This is a genomic window from Streptococcus moroccensis (genome assembly GCF_030812835.1).
In the GTDB taxonomy this organism is placed as follows: domain Bacteria; phylum Bacillota; class Bacilli; order Lactobacillales; family Streptococcaceae; genus Streptococcus; species Streptococcus moroccensis.
This window is the reverse complement of sequence record NZ_JAUSTM010000011.1, coordinates 35,113-53,354: the sequence shown is the minus strand read 5'-3', so window position 1 is coordinate 53,354 and position 18,242 is coordinate 35,113. Positions and strand designations below refer to the sequence as shown.

The window sequence follows — 18,242 nt, the reverse complement described above, 5'->3', positions numbered from 1 at the left end:
GATCCTAGACCTTTTACTCTTCACTATTATCATTCGATACTTTTAAGGAGCTGGACTAAATGTCCAGCTCCTTTAGTGTTATTCTGTTTCTTCAGTAACAAACTGAGTTAAAACGCCATTGATAAACCGCGCTGACTGCGGATCTGAAAAGGCCTTAGCCAGCTCTACGGCTTCATTGACTGCGACTTTAGCAGGCGTTTCTTCAAAAAAGATTATTTCAAAGAGACCCAGACGGAGAATTGTTTTGTCAACCATGGTTAAACGATCCATAGTCCATCCAGCTTTCAGCTTCCCTGTTAAAAGATTATCCAGTTCGGACTGCTGTTGTGTAACCCCCTGAACAAGATTAAGCAAAAAGATTGGCAGTTCTAAAGAATCCCCTTGCGCATCAAGATCATCATTGCTATGGACATGTGCAAAACGTGCAGCATCCAATGGCTCTGCTCCAAAATCTATGGCTAATAACGCCTGAAATGCTTGTTCTCGTAACTGACGACGCGTGAAAGATTTAGTCATCAAGGAAGTCCTCGTTAAACAAATCTTTCAAATCAGGTTTTGGTGTTTTATCGGATGCAATACCAATAACATGGATATTGGCTTCTGCGATTTCAACATCTGCATAATTTAAGACAGCCGATCTAACCGCTTTTTGAATTTCCATCGCCACAGAAGGCACGCTCACACCATACTGCATATAGACATAGATATCAGCAGTAATATTTCCCTCTTCATCAGTATGTAAATATACACCGCGACCTTTATTCGTCTTTACCAAACCATCTGAAACAGCCTTATTCCGAAGTGCATACACACCGTCTACTTTAGCTGCAGCGATTCCGGTTATCACTTCCAGCACACGCGGTGCAATAACGATATCACCTAAGTTTTCCATCGTGATTTCCTTTCTATTTCTAGAAGTTAGAACTAGCTGTACGCCTATGACACTTTCCTATGGCCACAACCTATTAGTTCTTAACGGGCTTTGTATCCTATGTTAAGCGCGAGATACGTATGTGCCTTCTGCTGTATTGACAATCAATTTTTGACCAACTTCGATGAAGTCTGGCACGTTAACGACAAGCCCTGTTTCAAGAGTTGCTGGCTTACCAGAACCTGTGACAGTAGCACCTTTAATAGATGGTTGTGTGTCGACAACGGTCAATTCAACAGTTGTCGGAACGGTCACACCAATCACTTCTGTCCCGTAGAATTGAATTTTAACTTCTGTGTTTTCTAAGATATATTTCAATTCATCTTCCACGTTAACTACTGGAATTTCATATTGTTCGTAAGACTCTGTGTCCATGAAGAAAGCTGTATCATCCATTTGGTAAAGATAAGTCGCAGGACGTGTTTCAATGATGGCTTGATCAAATTTTTCGTCTGGACGGTAGGTCGTGTCAAATGTTGAACCTGTACGCACATCACGGAGTTTCATACGCATGATGGTGTTTCCTTTACCTGGTTTGTGATGGCTAGCTTCCAAGACACGCAACAGACGACCTTCATCTGTTGTGAACGTCATACCAGCTCTTAATTTACTTGCATCTACCATTAGTGTTTTACCTCTTCAAAAAATATTATTCGGTCTATTTTACCATAAACCACGGGCTTTCTCAAATGTTTTCTTCTCTAAGGCCTGATCGTTCGACTGGGGCTGGTCTCACGTAAAAACGAAAAGCACCCTTTCGGATGCTTCTCTTAAATCACGATTAACTCTTTTGGCGCATGGGTCAAAATCTCACAACCTGTTTCAGTAATCAGGAGATCATCTTCGATGCGCAGGCCGTATTTGCCCTCTAGGTAAATACCTGGCTCATCCGTAATGACCATACCTGCCTCGAGCACTTCATCAGTCTTTCTAAAGAAGGGTTCTTCGTGCACATCAAGGCCTATTCCGTGCCCAATCCCATGGGTGAAATAAGGACCGTAGCCAGCTTCTTCAATGACCTTTCGTGGAATCCCATCAACATCGGTAAAGGTCAGTCCTGCCCTAGCTTTTTCAATCAAGGCTTGATTCGCTCTTAGGACGATGTCATAAATTTCCCGCTCTTCATCGGTCACATGCCCGACATGAATGGTCCGCGTCATGTCGCTCACATAATGGTTGTAGTAACAGCCAAAATCCAAGGTCAAAGACTCCCCTGCTAGAATCAGCTTGTCACTGGCTCGACCGTGGGGCATGGCAGAGCGGTATCCTGATGCTGCAATGGTGTCAAAGGAAATCCCTGATGCTCCGTACTCTCGCATGCGAAAATCGAGGAAGGTTGCCACCTCTAATTCCGTCGTTTTTCCTGGCTTAATAAAGTCCAAGACATCCAAGAAAGCCTTATCGGAAATCGAGCAGGCTTGTTTGATGGTCGCAATCTCAGAGGCATCCTTAATGAGACGCAATTGCTCGACAAAGTTAGCCAAAGGCTCCAACTGATAGCCTTCAAAGACACGCGCCAATTGTTGGTAAAAGCCAAACGTCACGTCATTTTCAAAACCAATGGTCTCTAAGCCATCACCAGCAATAGCCTTAGCAATCTCACCCAGAGCATCGCGATGATCAATGATGTCAAAGCCCTGAACCACTTCTCTCGCCATGGCGATATAACGCGCATCCGTGACAAAGAGGCGGCGTTTGTCGCTTATTAAAATCGTCGCATTGGTTCCATGAAAACCAGTCAAGTAGTAAATATTAGTTAGATTGGTCACGAGAACAGCATCAACCCCTGAAGCTTCCAATGCCGCATCAAACCGAGCCAATCGTTGCTTTAAATAATTGGTCATAACAGTCTCCTTATAATCGATAGACCTATTTTATCATGAAAAGGGAGAGAAAAACCAGCTAAAACTGGTTAACCCGAAAACTTAGGAAATGACCTAAGTGAGGCTTACAGTATCAGCTAATCCTTCAGTTTGTTTATTAAATTGATTCCATCTTAATGATTTAGCTTGGCCTTCAGGTATTGACCGGTAAAGCTGGCCTCGTTTGCCGCGACGTCTTCTGGGGTGCCTGTCGCTATGATCTGTCCGCCTCCGATACCGCCCTCAGGACCGAGGTCAATGATATGATCTGCTGTCTTAATCACGTCCAGATTATGTTCGATGACCAGAACTGTATTGCCATCATCCACAAAACGTTCCAGAACCTTAAGCAAGCGGGCAATGTCCTCTGTGTGAAGGCCCGTTGTCGGCTCGTCTAAAATATAGAAGGACTTGCCCGTTGAGCGTTTGTGGAGTTCTGAAGCCAGTTTCATCCGTTGGGCCTCTCCTCCTGATAACGTCGTTGCTGGCTGGCCAAGACTGACATAACCTAGACCGACATCCTGAATGGTCTGGAGTTTGCGAGCAATCTTGGGAATGTGTTGGAAGAACTCAACCGCATCGTTAACGGTCATATCCAGAACTTCTGAGATATTCTTTTCCTTATAGTGAACCTCAAGGGTTTCACTGTTGTAGCGCCGGCCATGACAAACTTCACAAGGTACAAAGACATCCGGCAAGAAGTGCATCTCAATCTTGATAATCCCGTCTCCTGAGCAGGCTTCACAGCGGCCGCCCTTAACGTTAAAGGAGAACCGGCCCTTCTTATAACCACGGACCTTGGCCTCATTGGTCTTGGCAAAGAGATCGCGAATATCATCAAAAACACCGGTATAGGTAGCTGGGTTTGACCGCGGTGTCCGACCGATTGGGCTTTGATCAATGTCAATCAAGCGGTCAATGTGCTCGATCCCTTCAATCTTTTTATGCTTCCCTGGTTTGGCTGAATTGCGATTGAGTTTTTGGGCAATGCCTTTTTTAAGAATGCTGTTGACCAAGGTCGACTTACCTGAGCCTGAAACACCAGTAACAGCGATAAATTTCCCAAGAGGGAAGGTAGCTGTCACATTTTGGAGGTTATGCTCTGTCGCTCCCGTCACACGGATAAAGCGTCCGTTGCCTGCGCGTCTTTCTAGAGGTACCTCAATCTGGCGTTTGCCAGATAGGTATTGGCCTGTAATGGATTTTTTATTTTTAGCAACTTGTTTTGGAGTTCCGGCAGCGACAATCTCGCCACCAAACTTCCCTGCACCTGGGCCAATATCAATCAAGTAGTCCGCTGCCATCATGGTGTCTTCATCATGCTCAACCACGATCAGGGTGTTACCCAAGTCCCGCATTTTTTTCAAGGAGTCAATCAAGCGGTCGTTATCCCGCTGATGAAGGCCGATGGACGGTTCATCAAGGATATAAAGGACACCAGACAGGTTTGATCCAATTTGTGTCGCTAGACGAATCCGCTGGCTCTCACCTCCCGATAGGGTTCCTGCAGCCCTTGATAAGGTCAGGTAATTGAGCCCGACATTGTTTAGGAAGGTCAAGCGATCCGTGATTTCTTTCAAGATAGGTTTTGCGATAGTAGCTTCATTGGCGGACAATTGCAGGTCAGACACCAAAGCCAAGTGATCCGCAATCGACAGATCAGACAAGGCCCCAATATGCAGGCCATCCTGCCCACCAATCTTGATAGACAGGGCCTGATCGTTGAGGCGATAGCCCTGGCAGGTCGCACAGGTCAGCTCATTCATGTAAAGGCGCATCTGACCTCTGGTGAAATCACTATTGGTCTCGCGGTAGCGGCGCATGATATTGGTCAGAACACCCTCAAAAGGAATGTCAATGTCCCTGACGCCACCAAATTCATTTTCATAATGGAAATGGAAAAGTTCACCTTTTGAACCATGCAAAATTAGGTCCTGACTAGCCTTATCCAGGTCTTTAAAAGGCGTGTCCATGTCAATCCCAAACGTCGCCATGGCCTGTTCCAGCATTTGCGGGTAGTAATTTGACGAAATAGGGTTCCAAGGCACGAGTGCCCCCTCACGGAGAGTCAACTCAGCATCAGGCACAACCAAGTCCACATCGACCTCAAGCTTGCTCCCAAGACCGTCACAGTCGCTGCAGGAGCCAAAAGGCGCATTGAAAGAGAAGAGTCGAGGCTCCAACTCTGGCACCGTAAAGCCACAAACAGGGCAAGCATAGTGCTCGGAGAACAAGAGTTCCTCCCCATCCATGGTATCAATGATGACATAACCATCTGCAATCCGAAGAGCAGCCTCAACCGAGTCAAAGAGACGGCTTCTGATGCCCTCTTTGATAACAATCCGGTCGATCACAACCTCAATGTTGTGGGTGAAATTTTTAGCCAACTCTGGAGCTTCTGTGACATCATGAACCTCACCATCGATGCGAACCCGCACGTAGCCATCTTTTTGGATTTTCTCCAGCATGTTTTTGTGCTGGCCTTTCTTGCGGCGCACCACAGGCGCTAGAATTTGCAGGCGCTGGCGCTCAGGTAACTCCAAAATCTGATCCACAATCTGCTCAACAGAGGTTGCTGAAATGGCTCCGTGCCCATTGATACAGTAGGGCACACCGATACGGGCATAAAGCAAGCGCAGATAGTCGTTAATCTCCGTCGCTGTCCCGACAGTCGACCGTGGGTTTTTAGAGGTAGTCTTTTGGTCGATGGAAATGGCTGGGGACAGGCCATCAATACTATCCACATCTGGCTTATCCATATTTCCTAAAAACTGTCTGGCATAGGCAGACAAGCTTTCCACATAGCGGCGCTGCCCTTCTGCGTAGAGGGTATCAAAGGCCAGACTTGATTTTCCAGAGCCTGACAAACCAGTGACCACGACTAGCTTGTCCCTTGGAATTTCCACATCAATATTTTTTAAATTATGGGCACGCGCCCCATGAATAACAATCTTATCCTGCATAAAAGCCTCTTTCTACTATCCTTCTATTATAGCACATTTGGCAAACAAACTCTGAAAACCGCTACAGGAGTTCCTGCTGAAAACACAGGAAAAACCCCGCGGTAACCCACGAGATTTGAAGTCCTATTTGGTCCATTCAGCTACTTTTTCAGGATGTTCTGAAATCCATTTTTGAGCAGCTTCTTCTTCAGACATACCGTCTGCAATGTCTAGCATGACTGCTTCCATATCTTCTTTTTCCCAGAAGAACTGATCAATAATCTGATAAGCTTTTGGAAGGTCCTCTGCCAAACCTTTACGGCTTAATGTATGGATATTTTCCCCAGCACCGAAGACACCTTCCGGATCTTCTAAGTATTTGAGGTCATACTTAGCAAACATCCAATGTGGTGACCAAGCAGTGATAACGATTGGTTCTTCAGCCTTGATAGCCTTATCTAGAGCCGTTACCATAGCTCCTGTCGATGAGGCTTCCAAGGTCCAACTGGAGAGGTTGCTATAAACAGACAAACTCTCCTCGGCACTGTTCATGATCCCAGCGCCGGGCTCAATCCCTGTAATAGCAGAGCCAGCTTCTGTCGTTAACTGACTGATACTGTCGATACCAACATACGTTGGCACCGCTAGACCCAATTGAACATTTTCAAGGTTGGCTCCCAAATCATCGATTTGGTCTTCATATTCTTTTGCCAAGTCTCCGTGAGTTACCGGTAACCAAGCACTGACAGACGCATCCATACTGCCATCTGCTAATGATTTCCAAGCAACAGCATTATCCAGCGGTGTCATCTCGACGGTAAACCCTTCTTGACGAAGGACTTCTGCTATGACATTGGTCGAGGCAATCTCAGAGTCCCACTGAACATAGGCAAGTTTAACCGTATCTCCCTGATTGTCCTTGTTCCCGCCAAAAAGAGAGGCTAAGCTTGGCAAGAGGAGAAAAGCGATAGCTAAGCCCGCTAAGATTTTTTTCCAGAGGCTAGGCAGTCCTTTTCCTTGTGGTTTAACATTAACCAGTTGCATCATCCGGTCGATAATGATAGCCAGGATAACCAAGCTCAGACCATTGACAAATCCATTACCAATATCAGCTTTCTGAAGGGCCGATAAGACCCCACGACCAAGACCAGGGGCCCCGATCATCGAACCGGTAACCACCATGGACAAGGCGAGCATGATGGTCTGGCTGATACCCGCTACAATGGTATCCTTAGCCAGTGGTAATTCAACTTTAAAGAGCTTTTGTGGTCCCGTACTACCGAAGGATTCTGACGCTTCTACTAATTCACGCGGTACCTCCCGAATACCCAAATTGGTAAAACGAACCGTTGGCGGCAAGGCAAAGATGATGGAGGCAAAGACTCCTGGCACCATCCCGATACCAAAGAAAGCAACCGCCGGAATTAAGTAGACAAAGGCTGGCATGGTCTGCATAAAGTCCAGAATCGGGTTAATGACCTGCTGGACGCGATCGCTTTTAGCCATCCAAATCCCCAGCGGAATACCAATCACGACGGACAGGAGACTGGCAACAAGTACCAAACTTAGCGTGTTCATCAAATCTGTCCAAAGCCCTTGGTTGTAAATAAACAAGAGACCAATCAAGGTAAACACTGCTAGACCAAAACTACGCGCAGACTTTCTCCGACCGAGAAGATAAGCCAAGCCTGTCAAGACCGCAATCATGACCAAGGGATGGAAAAACAAGAGCGTGTCCGTCATGGTTGACATGACAGCATTACCGGCATCTTGAACGACGCCAAAGAGACCAGAAAAGGTTTTAGTGACCCATTCCGTTGCCTGGTCTACCATCGGTGCAACGGGTAAGGGGCTCATCTGTGATAAAACGATTAGTGTTGACAAAATGTCCTCCTTCTATTCAGCTGCTTCAGTGTCTTTAGCGAGGGCTTCAAGTACACGACCACGGATGATAACACCTTTTAGGCGCTCATTGTCATCGACCACAGCAATAGGACTCGATGAATCGTGAATCAATGGTAAAATATCCGTCACTAAAGTGTCTTGTGAAATGGTAATCACATCAGAATCCAAAACATCCTTCAGAGCGATATGGTTTTTGGCTGCTTCTAAGGCCTTATCTGCTGTCACCACACCCTGCAACTGACGCTTGCGGTTGACTGCCATCAACATGCTGACGGATTCTGTCCGCATCCGCTGAAGGGCAACCTTAGGACCATCAATATCCAAGTTGGTTGTGATGGGTTTAATCATGATATTTTGAGCCGTTAAGACCTTGGAACGGTCGACATCCTCGACGAACTCACGGACGAATTCATTGGCAGGATTGGTCAAGATTTCTTCACCCGTTCCTATCTGCATGATTTGACCATCCTTCATCAAGGCAATCCGGTCCCCAATCCGCAAGGCTTCATTGAGGTCATGGGTGATGAAGATAATCGTTTTTTGGACGCGTTCTTGAAGATCCAAGAGTTCATCTTGCATCTCTTTTCGAATCAGTGGATCAAGGGCTGAAAAGGCCTCGTCCATCAGTAGGATTTCAGGGTCATTGGCCAAGGCACGCGCCAAACCGACACGCTGTTGCATCCCCCCTGAGAGCTGCCCAGGATACTGATCCTTAAAGGCCAACAAATCCGAGTTCTCTAAGGCCTTTTCAGCTGCTTTTTGACGTGCTTCCTTAGGCACACCTCGCAATTCCAAACCAAATTCCGTGTTTTCTAGAATGGTTTTATGAGGTAAAAGGGCAAAGTTCTGGAACACCATGTTAATGGTATGGCGACGAACTTCCCGTAACTCTTCCTTATTCATCTTAGCGATATCCTGCCCATTGATATAAATATCGCCTGACGATGGCTCAATCAAACGGTTAAGAAGACGTATCAAGGTCGACTTACCACTACCAGATAAGCCCATGATCACGAAGATTTCCCCTTCTTTGACGTTAAAATTAGCATCGTAGACACCAACCGTTGCACCGGTCTTCTTTAAAATATCTGTTTTACTAGCACCTTCTTGAACCATTTTTAAGGCTTGCTTCTGTTTCTTTCCAAAAATTTTGGTCAGGTGCTTAATTTCTAATTTTTCCATGTTATCCTTTCTCTTGACTTGTCACAGTCATTAAAAATTCCACGGCTTTTAAACCGACCACACTATTTTATAATAAAGCGGTCACTTTTGTCAAGGAAGGTTAGCTCTATCAAATGATTTGTAATCCCTTTCTTTCCGTTCAGATAGGGCGATAAAAATTTTTTGAAAAATCATGGATTTTGCGAGATTCTGCCATCTTTTGAACTTTTTTAATTCCACTTTTTAGTGTATAATAGAAGGCGTGCATCAAGCATGAAAACAACTAAAGGAGGGATCGATAGGATGAAACAGATTTTTTTGTCTTCGGTAACTGAATTAGAAGAGATTGATACCTTTGCGCCTGGCGCTTGGATCAATTTGATCAACCCCTCCCAGAGTGAAACGATGGAAATTGCAGAACGCTTTAACATCGATATCACTGACTTGCGGGCACCGCTCGATGCCGAGGAGATGTCGCGTATCTCTGTAGAAGATGACTACAAATTGATTATTGTCGATGTTCCTATTTCGGAAGAACGCAATAGTAAAATTTACTATGTCACCATTCCCCTAGGAATCATCATTACGGAAGAGGCCATTATTACGACTTGCTTGGTCGATCTGCCACTTTTTGACTTCTTTATCAATCGTCGGGTCAGGAACTTCTATACCTTTATGAAATCCCGTTTCGTTTTCCAAATTCTTTACCGTAATGCTGCTATCTATCTCTCTGCCCTTCGCCAAATTGACCGAAAAAGCGAAGAAATCGAGAGCCAGATGCATGAATCTACGCGTAATGAAGAATTAATTGAACTGATGGAACTGGAAAAAACCATCATCTACTTCAAGGCTTCGCTTAAAACAAACGAACGTATCGTAAAAAAACTGACAGCCTCTTCCTACTTGCTTAAAAAATATGAGGAGGATGAGGATTTGCTGGAAGACACGCTCGTCGAGACCCAACAGGCCATCGAGATGGCTGATATCTATGGTCACATCTTAAAAGGAATGACCGATACCTTTGGATCGATCATCTCAAATAACCAGAATACTATCATGAAAACCTTGGCCTTGGCTACCATGGTCCTCTCGGTTCCGACCATGATTTTTTCAGCCTATGGCATGAACTTCGTCCAGATGGATGCCCTTCCTTTTAACGATATCCCTCACGCTTTTTGGTGGGTAATCTTAGGCGCTTTTTCTGTTAGTGGCCTCTTGATTATTTACTTTATTCGCAAAAAATGGTTCTAAGCTATGGAGCTATCGAACATCTGTCGTCATTTGACAGAAGTTCCTAAACTCTTTCTGACGACTAATACTAGACTAAAAACTTATGGAGATTTACTGATCATGGACAATACCTCGTTAACCACTCAACTGACTAAGAAAAACCAAGAATATATTCACATTGCCACCAACCAATTGTTAAAAAATGGCAAAACTGACGCCGAAGTAAAAGAAGCTTTGGAATCGATTCTCCCAACAATTGTTGAAAATCAAAAAAAAGGCCTCACGGCTCGTCAACTCTATGGTGCTCCAACTGTATGGGCTGATGGCCTCACAGCGCAAGCCGAGTACGAAGCTGCCAATCCTGCAGAAAATGACAATCCTTGGCTCATGTGGTTGGATGCCAGCCTCTTTATCCTTGGGATTATGGGGATCATGATGGGCTTACTCAGCCTAACACAATCTGATAATCAAGCTTATGGCTTAACCAGCTTGATCCTTCTCAGTATTGCGACAGGTGGTATGATGTATGCTATGTACTACTATGTTTACCGTCACCTCCGTAAACCAAAAGACCAACGTCCAGGTGGTCTTAAAACATGGGGAACATTGGCTCTCGTGATGTTTGGACTTTTCTTTGTCTTTAGCCTTAGTACCCTATTGCCAAGCCCCCTCAACCCTATCATGCCAACCTGGTTCAACGTCTTCATTGGTCTAGCAGGTTTTGGCGTTCGCTACTTGCTCAAAAAGCGTTACAATATCAAGAGCGCCATCACCAGTAAAGATTAAACCTTAAAAAGGCTTCCATGCGGAGGCCTTTTTATGCTTCTTCTAAAATGTCTCGTTCATTTTCTGAGTAAGTGGCGTAGAAATCGATCTTCAGTTGGATAAATCGCGTCAAGTCCGTCAATACTTGAAAGAGGATGGCTCTGGTTTCAAATTCCTGGCGGGTTTGGGGGAGGTCACGGGCTCTGAATTGCTCTAGCATAGCCTCGATATCCGCCAGCAAATAGGTTGCTGGGTTGTGCTCACTGAGCTGATCTGCAGTTAATTCAAACAAGCTGGCCAATAACTTGGCTTCTGTCAGTTCTAAGCGACAGCTTTTTAAATTCCAGGCCATGACTGCTAACAGTTTGACCTGATTATGCCGCATGTCTAAATAATGCAAGTCATAATCAATCTGACTAAAGAGGCGGTTCTCCCTTTCACGATAGACTAAACGCTTCGCCGCCTTGATTTCTCGCCTTAAGCTTTCGATGGTTTCAACCTGTTGATGGTCTTCCAAATCATATATAGCATTAGCAAGTCCTGAAAGGATGGCTCGTAGTTGCGCCTCTATGCTCTCGCGACTTGCCATAATAGCTCTTTGTTGTGAGGGCATGTAGACATGTAGCACAATGGCCAAACCAGCTCCTATTACCATCAGTAATAACTCGTTCCAAAGAAAGGAAAGGCTCAGGTCTTGAGCCAACCACAGGTGGGTGACCAAAACGGAACAGGGAGCAATTGCGGCCTTCATTTCAAAGCGGTAGGCAAAGAAAACAAAGACTGATAAATAAAGGAGAAAGGCTGGTAGCTGAAACCCTAAAAGGGCAAAACTGACTGCTCCCAAGGTCAGGGCTACAACCGTTGACACTAACCGTTGCCAGCCTATCTGGAGGGATGACTTTCTCGTATCAAGAACACTTAGCATGGCAATGATTCCGGCAGAAGTCCCATTTTCGAGGCCCATCAATTGCGCTAGTCCTATCGCTAGTCCAGTAGCGATGATTATTTTTAAGACTTGGACGGTCATGGTTTTTCCTAACATAAACTTTTACTCTTCTCTAAATGAACAACCGCCTTAGACCTTGCTAAGGTGATTTGATGAATTTCACCTCAATCGGCATCACCTAATTTAATTTTTAGTTATTGATTATTATTATGACTAAAAAAGAAGGTTTTTTCAACTAAAAATCCCTTTCCAAGTCTTGGAAAGGGATATCTAATTAATCTTCGTTTACGAATGGCATAAGGGCCATAACGCGAGCACGTTTGATTGCTGTTGTTACCTTGCGTTGGTTCTTCGCTGAAGTACCAGTTACGCGACGTGGCAAGATTTTACCACGCTCAGATACGAAACGGCTAAGCAATTCAGTATCTTTGTAATCAACGTATTCAATTTTGTTAGCTGCGATGTAATCAACTTTTTTACGGCGTTTGAATCCGCCACGACGTTGTTGAGCCATGTGAGTTTCTCCTTTATATGATAATGGGTGAACTCAGAAGAGTTCGATTCGTTCCAGATTTTCTAATCTTAGAAAGGTAAATCGTCGTCTGAAATATCCATTGGATTAGTAGCTCCAAATGGGCTTTCATCTCGACCGAAGTTTGGTGTTGCGTTTGATTGTGAACTACCTGATGGGAAACCACCGCCAAAGCTGTTGTCTCCTCCAGAAGCATGTCCACCAAAACTATTGTTGGCTTGATAGCTACCAGATTGGCCTTCACGCGCAGTGCGACTTTCCAAGAGTTGGAAGTTTTCCGCAACAACTTCTGTCACATAAACGCGTTGCCCTTGTTGGTTTTCATAATTACGGGTCTGAATACGGCCCGTAATCCCAATCAAAGCACCCTTTTTAGCCCAGTTAGCCAAGTTCTCAGCCTGCTGACGCCAAATCACGACGTTGATGAAGTCCGCTTCACGTTCACCGTTTTGATTTTTAAAATTGCGGTTAACCGCTAGTGTAAAAGTCGCAACAGCTTGGTTAGACGGGGTATAGCGAAGTTCTGCATCTTTGGTCATGCGACCAACAAGCACTACATTATTAATCATAAAACACCTGCTTACGCGTCAAGTTTGACGATCATGTGACGAAGAATATCGCCGTTGATTTTAGACAAACGGTCAAACTCGTTAAGAGCGACTGCATCTGTAGCTTCAACGTTAACGATATGGTACAAACCTTCGCGGAAATCATTGATTTCGTATGCGAGGCGACGTTTTTCCCATGCCTTAGACTCAACAATAGTAGCACCATTGTCAGTCAAGATAGAGTCGAAACGTGCGACCAAAGCGTTTTTCGCTTCTTCTTCAATGTTTGGACGAATAATATAAAGAATTTCGTATTTAGCCATTGATATGTTCCTCCTTTTGGACTAATGACCCACAGGCCTCCCTGTGAGTAAGTGAGGTTGTCTCACAAATAAACATTATAACAGATTTCTATGAGAATAGCAAAATATTTAGCCATTTTTTTAGGGATGCCGTTTCCGCCTCCCTTTACTTGTATGTTCGAATCTCCTGGGGTGGGAGAGAGTTAACAAAGGGTTCAATAGCATCCAGATGATCAACAAACGCAATACGTGCAAAATCCTTCTCACTCAAAAAGCCTTCGTCTCGCATCTTTTGATAGAAGTCTCTTAGAGCATCATAGTAATGGTTAACATTGTAAAAAACACAGACATTATCTGACTGGCCAATGCGCGCCCAAGAAATGGCTTCAGCAATCTCTTCTAGTGTTCCAGGTCCACCTGGTAGTGCAATACAAACATTGCTCCGATCAATCATGATTTGCTTGCGCTCTGCCATGTTTGGAGCACTGATCAGCTCCGTTAACTGGTCATGCGCAATTTCGCGTTCAATCAAAAAATCAGGCATAACACCAATAATCTTGCCACCTTGCTCCAAGATAGTGTCCGCCAAAACCCCCATTAAACCAACACTACCACCACCATAGATAACGTCTAAGTTCTTGTGGACTAGCCAGCTGGCTAATTCCTTAGCAGCCTCCGCATAAATAGGATTATGACCGGTTGCTGCTCCACAATAGACTGCTACTTTCACATTTTTCTCCTTTGCAATGCATCCTTAATCTTATTAATGAACACAGTTTACCATAGACGCCCTCTTTTTTCAAAAGCGAGCTAACCGATTTGAATGCTAACAGCTGTTAGTCGGAAAATTATCTTTTTCTTTATCTATTGCCTCACAGAGAAGCTAGATTTTCAACGCTTTCATAGACATTTTCAAACAATTGTGCTATACTATCAGTACAGAGGCTCAACTGAAGCCTTGAGTTTTATTTCAGGAGGCGTACTATGATTTGGTCTCTTATTATTGGTGCCTTGATTGGTGCCGTAGCTGGTGCTATTACCAACCGCGGTGAAAAGATGGGCTGTATCGCTAATATTATCGCTGGTCTTATTGGATCTTCTGTAGGTCAAGCATTGCTCGGCCATTGGGGTCCTAGTCTAGCTGGTATGGCACTTATACCATCTATCTGTGGAGCGATTATTGTCATTGCTGTTGTTTCTTTCTTCTTGGAGAAAAAATAAGGTCAGCATTTTAAAAAAAGGAGGCATTTTTATGTCTGAAAAAATCGATGCAAAGTTGGACCAATTAAAAGGTTCAGCCAAAGAAGTTATTGGTAAGGTCACAGGCGATAAAGAAGTCCAAGCTGAAGGCGTTATTGAAAAGACAATCGCCAAAGCGAAGGAAGCTGTCGTTGATGTCCAAGATGCAGCCAAAGGAGCGACAACTGCCATCAAGGATGCCTTAGATCAAAACGACAACAAGTCTCATTAATAATGAACAAAAGCAAGCTAGAAAATTCTAGCTTGCTTTTTATAGTCCGTTTGGTTCTTTTGTTAGCATCTGCTCCCACTAAGATGCCTTGATCAGTCGCTGGTACAGTTTTTCTGTGGTTGGATGACTGAGGGAAATAATACGCCCTGTAAAAACCATACCCAAAATGGTACCAACACCTACACCGACTAACCTTCCAGCGAAAATAAGTCCAATGAGGCTAGCTACTGTAATAGAAATCATGTCTAGCATATTTTTTCCTATCCCAAATCCTTTTCCCGTTACACGGCCGATGACATGGGCCAATGCATCAGCTGGGTTTGGCACGACATTCATCCCAACAGTCACAGAAGCTCCCACACCTACCAGACAAATGCCACATGCTAAATAAGCAATCCGTAGGCTGAGAGACTCAGGTGTTAGCAGATGGGTATCAAAGAGATCAATAAAAACACTACCCAGAAAACTTGCTAAAATTTGACTGAAATCTCTCGGTCGAAACTCTTTTCCTATCAAAAGAAATTGGACAACCATTAAGAAACAGAGGTAAAGAAAATTCGTAAGGGCAAATGATGTGCCAGTCACAGCTGCAATTGCAAAAATAACGCTGGTGACAGGGGAAACTCCGAGATTACTTTTGGCGTTTAAACAGATCCCTAAGGCTAGAACAACTGTCCCTAGCAAGTATACACCTAAGGTTCCTATAGTGATATGCGGTTTTTTCATGTCTTAACTTGTCTCAACCCTTTCTGTGCCTTCTGTTATAGTTTACCATGCTTGATAGCCCTGCTCAACCTCTTAGCTCAAAAAACTCACTCGGCTAAGGAGTACCGAGTGAGTTGGAGCCAAATTAGTTAACAGAAGCACCGTTTGTTGCAATGACTTCTTTGTACCAATCGAAGGACTTCTTCTTAGAGCGTTTCAATGTTCCGTTACCTTCGTTATCAAGGTCAACATAGATGAAGCCGTAACGTTTTTTCATTTCACCTGTTCCAGCTGAAACAAGGTCGATACAGCCCCAAGTCGTGTAACCCCAAAGTTCCACACCATCTTCATTGATGGCATCGCGCATCGTTTTCACGTGCTCAGCCAGGTAGTTGATACGGTAGTCATCTTCCACATAACCATTCTCATCAGGTGTGTCGATGGCACCTAGACCATTTTCCACGATAAAGAGGGGTTTTTGATAACGGTCCCAGATCACGTTAAGCGTGATACGTAGCCCAAGTGGGTCAATCTGCCAGCCCCACTCAGAAGCATCCAAATATGGGTTCTTAAGAGAAGCAAAGATGTTGCCAGCTGTCTTATCATTTACCTCTGGGTCACCAGATGCCACACGGCTTGAATAGTAAGAGAAGGAAATGAAGTCAACCGTATGTTCCTTCAAAACGTCAAGGTCGCCATCATCCATGGCGATTTCAATGCCTTTGCGTTCCCATTCTTTCTTAGCGTAGTTAGGATATTCGCCACGCGCTTGAACGTCTACAAAGAAGTAGCCTTCGCGGTCAAGGTTGATAGACTCCCAAACATCGCGCGGATGTGGCGTGTTAGGATAGTATTGACCAGCTGCCAGCATACAGCCGACCTTGTTTTCAGGGTCGATTTCGTGGGCAATCTTAGTCGCAATCGCTGACGCTACAAGCTCATGGTGAGCCGCCTGATATTTCACTTGTTCGACATTTTCGCCCTCTTCAAAGTAGAGGCCCGCTCCCATAAATGGGGCATGGAGAATCATGTTAATCTCGTTGAAAGTCAACCAGTACTTAACCAAGCCTTTGTAACGGGTAAAGAGGGTACGGCAAAGACGCTCATAAAATTCCAGCATCTTGCGGTTACGCCAACCGCCATATTCCTCGATCAAGTGCATTGGGCAGTCAAAGTGAGTGATGGTTACAAGAGGCTCAATGCCGTACTTGTGGCATTCTTTGAAGAGGTCTTCGTAGAATTGAAGGCCCTTTTCATTTGGCTCAAGCTCATCTCCTTTAGGGAAGATACGGCTCCAAGCGATGGACAGACGGTAAGTTTTGAAGCCCATTTCGCCAAAGAGCGCAATGTCTTCTTTGAAACGGTTGTACATGTCAATCCCCACCTTAGCTGGGTAGTGGTAACCTTCTTCAAAATCAAACATTTTACGTTTTCCAAGAATCACATCCACACGGTCTGGACCGATTGGTGCCACGTCAACGTTTGCTAAACCACGGCCATCCGCATCGTAAGCTCCCTCACATTGGTTGGCAGCGGTCGCACCACCCCAAAGGAAACCTTCTGGAAAAGTCAATTTTGTCATTTTGTTTACCTCACTTTTAATAAGTTAATTCTATTTTACTGTTTTCTGCAAACCTTTTCTTGTCTTTTTCTACGAAAAACTGATACTATTCTAAGATGTTTTCTTTTGATAGCTATTTAAAACCAATTATTGTATGATAGACTTGGAGGAACACTATGAACAAAAGAAACATCTCCATCAGCTTAATTATTATTGCTATCTTAGCTAGTATTTTCTTAGGTTTCGATACCGTAATCGTATTTATTCAAGCGATTGGCTTAATCTTGTTTTTCTTAGGAACACCGTTCTTTTTAACGTTCAAAAACATTCTATACCTTTCGAGCGTTTATCACAAGAAATCTACTTCCCATGCCATAACAGATTTCTGGACCATTTTCTTAGGCAGTCTCTTTAGTTATTTACTCCTAGACATCAGTTTTCATGTGACCAATAGCACTTGGTCGGAGGTCGTCTATAACAGTGAACGCCATCAAATCCTTTGGTCAGGGAGTTTTCCCAGCATTTTCCTGTTAACTATTTTCGTTTTTGGAGGCTACTTTTTACTAAATTATGCTAGTTTTCAAAGTTTTCCGCCTTTAGTCACCGTTTTAGCCATCAGTAGCCTCTACTTAGGAATCGTATTTTGTCTCACCTGGATGATTCAGTTAGCCATATTAGCTCAGGAAAATGACGCTATCTACCTTTTTCTCTATCTTTTTCCGATAAATCTCATCCTCATTTTTATCAGAAGCATTTTATATACTGTCATTCAATGGCCTGACTACTGTGCTGAGAGACCTTTCTCTAGGAAAATCCCTCAATCTTGGGTTAAATTCCTAAATTCAGCGCCCTCTTTACCTCTCCTAGCCCTGCTCTTTACATTACCTTTGCTTGGTTTTATCATTATGATAACGATTCTTTTAGGCCAAGAGCCAGACAGCCTTATTAAGGCATGGACAGAGACGAGTGATTGGACCTTGTCGCAAAGAATAGCTCCTCCTAACGCTTATTATGACGAGCACTACCTCTGTACTGTGGGAGCTAGTGGACACCGTAAGATTGTAAAACCAATCCGTATGGGAGTTCGCCACGGAAGACGTGTTGTGGTCAATCGCCAGCTCTGTATCGCCAATGCCTTTGAACAAATTCTTGAAGAACGTCTGCCCAAAATCCACCTTGCTATCCGATGCCTCTATGACCGTTATGGGTATCCACTGTCTCGTCATATCAAAAAAGCTTGGCAGGCAGACATCATTTACGTCCTAATGAAGCCTTTAGAGTTTCTCTTTTTAGCGGTTATCTACTTACATGATTCCAAACCTGAAAATCGTATCGCCTTGCAATACATTTCCAAACCTCCATTTACACCATAATTAAAACG

The 18,242-nt window shown here is 44.2% G+C and carries 19 protein-coding genes; 5 read left to right on the top strand and 14 right to left on the bottom strand.

The features are described 5' to 3' along the window. Positions 1-78 precede the first annotated feature (78 nt). From nusB to J2S23_RS06510, 7 genes are all read right to left on the bottom strand, one after another. A complete protein-coding gene (nusB, locus tag J2S23_RS06540; protein ID WP_307121947.1) occupies positions 79-516 on the bottom strand; it encodes a transcription antitermination factor NusB in 438 nt (145 codons plus the stop codon). Continuing rightward, positions 509-898 carry an Asp23/Gls24 family envelope stress response protein gene (locus J2S23_RS06535; RefSeq protein WP_307121965.1) on the bottom strand — a complete coding sequence of 130 codons (390 nt, stop codon included), beginning with the start codon at positions 896-898 and terminating at the stop codon, positions 509-511. Before J2S23_RS06535 ends, nusB begins: the two co-directional genes overlap by 8 nt. A gap of 96 nt (positions 899-994) precedes the next feature. Then, positions 995-1,555: an elongation factor P gene (gene efp / locus J2S23_RS06530; protein ID WP_307121946.1), complete on the bottom strand. Its 561-nt coding sequence runs from the start codon at positions 1,553-1,555 to the stop codon at positions 995-997. Positions 1,556-1,701: 146 nt separating this feature from the next. Continuing rightward, entirely contained in the window at positions 1,702-2,775 is a 1,074-nt protein-coding gene (locus tag J2S23_RS06525) for a M24 family metallopeptidase (RefSeq protein ID WP_307121945.1), read from the bottom strand. Between the two features lie 152 nt (positions 2,776-2,927). Beyond that, positions 2,928-5,756, bottom strand: coding sequence for an excinuclease ABC subunit UvrA (gene uvrA, locus J2S23_RS06520; protein ID WP_307121944.1), 2,829 nt, complete (start codon positions 5,754-5,756; stop codon positions 2,928-2,930). 123 nt (positions 5,757-5,879) lie between these two features. Further along, positions 5,880-7,592, bottom strand: coding sequence for an ABC transporter permease/substrate binding protein (locus J2S23_RS06515; protein ID WP_307121964.1), 1,713 nt, complete (start codon positions 7,590-7,592; stop codon positions 5,880-5,882). 39 nt (positions 7,593-7,631) lie between these two features. Continuing rightward, positions 7,632-8,822, bottom strand: a complete 1,191-nt coding sequence (locus J2S23_RS06510; RefSeq protein WP_307121943.1) for a quaternary amine ABC transporter ATP-binding protein — start codon at positions 8,820-8,822, stop codon at positions 7,632-7,634. 282 nt (positions 8,823-9,104) lie between these two features. Between J2S23_RS06510 and J2S23_RS06505 the strand changes: the two genes are divergently transcribed. Then, positions 9,105-10,052: a magnesium transporter CorA family protein gene (locus J2S23_RS06505; RefSeq protein ID WP_307121942.1), complete on the top strand. Its 948-nt coding sequence runs from the start codon at positions 9,105-9,107 to the stop codon at positions 10,050-10,052. Between the two features lie 99 nt (positions 10,053-10,151). Continuing rightward, positions 10,152-10,817 carry a DUF1129 domain-containing protein gene (locus J2S23_RS06500; RefSeq protein WP_307121963.1) on the top strand — a complete coding sequence of 222 codons (666 nt, stop codon included), beginning with the start codon at positions 10,152-10,154 and terminating at the stop codon, positions 10,815-10,817. Positions 10,818-10,848: 31 nt separating this feature from the next. Here the strand turns inward: J2S23_RS06500 and J2S23_RS06495 are convergent, their stop codons facing one another. From J2S23_RS06495 to J2S23_RS06475, 5 genes are all read right to left on the bottom strand, one after another. Continuing rightward, positions 10,849-11,838, bottom strand: a complete 990-nt coding sequence (locus tag J2S23_RS06495; RefSeq protein WP_307121941.1) for an aromatic acid exporter family protein — start codon at positions 11,836-11,838, stop codon at positions 10,849-10,851. A gap of 178 nt (positions 11,839-12,016) precedes the next feature. Then, positions 12,017-12,256, bottom strand: coding sequence for a 30S ribosomal protein S18 (rpsR, locus tag J2S23_RS06490; protein WP_000068664.1), 240 nt, complete (start codon positions 12,254-12,256; stop codon positions 12,017-12,019). 68 nt (positions 12,257-12,324) lie between these two features. After that, on the bottom strand, positions 12,325-12,843 hold the full coding sequence (locus J2S23_RS06485) for a single-stranded DNA-binding protein (protein ID WP_307121940.1): 519 nt from the start codon (positions 12,841-12,843) through the stop codon (positions 12,325-12,327). 11 nt (positions 12,844-12,854) lie between these two features. Further along, positions 12,855-13,145: a 30S ribosomal protein S6 gene (gene rpsF, locus J2S23_RS06480; protein ID WP_018373684.1), complete on the bottom strand. Its 291-nt coding sequence runs from the start codon at positions 13,143-13,145 to the stop codon at positions 12,855-12,857. Positions 13,146-13,290: 145 nt separating this feature from the next. Continuing rightward, positions 13,291-13,854 carry an LOG family protein gene (locus J2S23_RS06475; RefSeq protein ID WP_307121939.1) on the bottom strand — a complete coding sequence of 188 codons (564 nt, stop codon included), beginning with the start codon at positions 13,852-13,854 and terminating at the stop codon, positions 13,291-13,293. Positions 13,855-14,108: 254 nt separating this feature from the next. On the opposite strand from J2S23_RS06475, the gene J2S23_RS06470 reads away from it, so the two are divergent. Continuing rightward, on the top strand, positions 14,109-14,345 hold the full coding sequence (locus tag J2S23_RS06470; protein WP_307121938.1) for a GlsB/YeaQ/YmgE family stress response membrane protein: 237 nt from the start codon (positions 14,109-14,111) through the stop codon (positions 14,343-14,345). Between the two features lie 31 nt (positions 14,346-14,376). After that, positions 14,377-14,595 (top strand): CsbD family protein, encoded by a 219-nt coding sequence (locus J2S23_RS06465; RefSeq protein ID WP_307121937.1) that lies wholly within the window; start codon positions 14,377-14,379, stop codon positions 14,593-14,595. A 78-nt stretch (positions 14,596-14,673) separates the two neighbouring features. On the opposite strand, the gene J2S23_RS06460 is transcribed toward J2S23_RS06465, so the two are convergent. Further along, complete coding sequence (locus J2S23_RS06460) at positions 14,674-15,321, bottom strand: YczE/YyaS/YitT family protein (protein ID WP_307121936.1); 648 nt, start codon at positions 15,319-15,321, stop codon at positions 14,674-14,676. A gap of 124 nt (positions 15,322-15,445) precedes the next feature. Continuing rightward, entirely contained in the window at positions 15,446-16,882 is a 1,437-nt protein-coding gene (locus J2S23_RS06455) for a 6-phospho-beta-glucosidase (protein WP_307121935.1), read from the bottom strand. 155 nt (positions 16,883-17,037) lie between these two features. Between J2S23_RS06455 and J2S23_RS06450 the strand changes: the two genes are divergently transcribed. After that, on the top strand, positions 17,038-18,234 hold the full coding sequence (locus J2S23_RS06450; protein ID WP_307121934.1) for a DUF6688 domain-containing protein: 1,197 nt from the start codon (positions 17,038-17,040) through the stop codon (positions 18,232-18,234). Positions 18,235-18,242 lie beyond the last annotated feature (8 nt).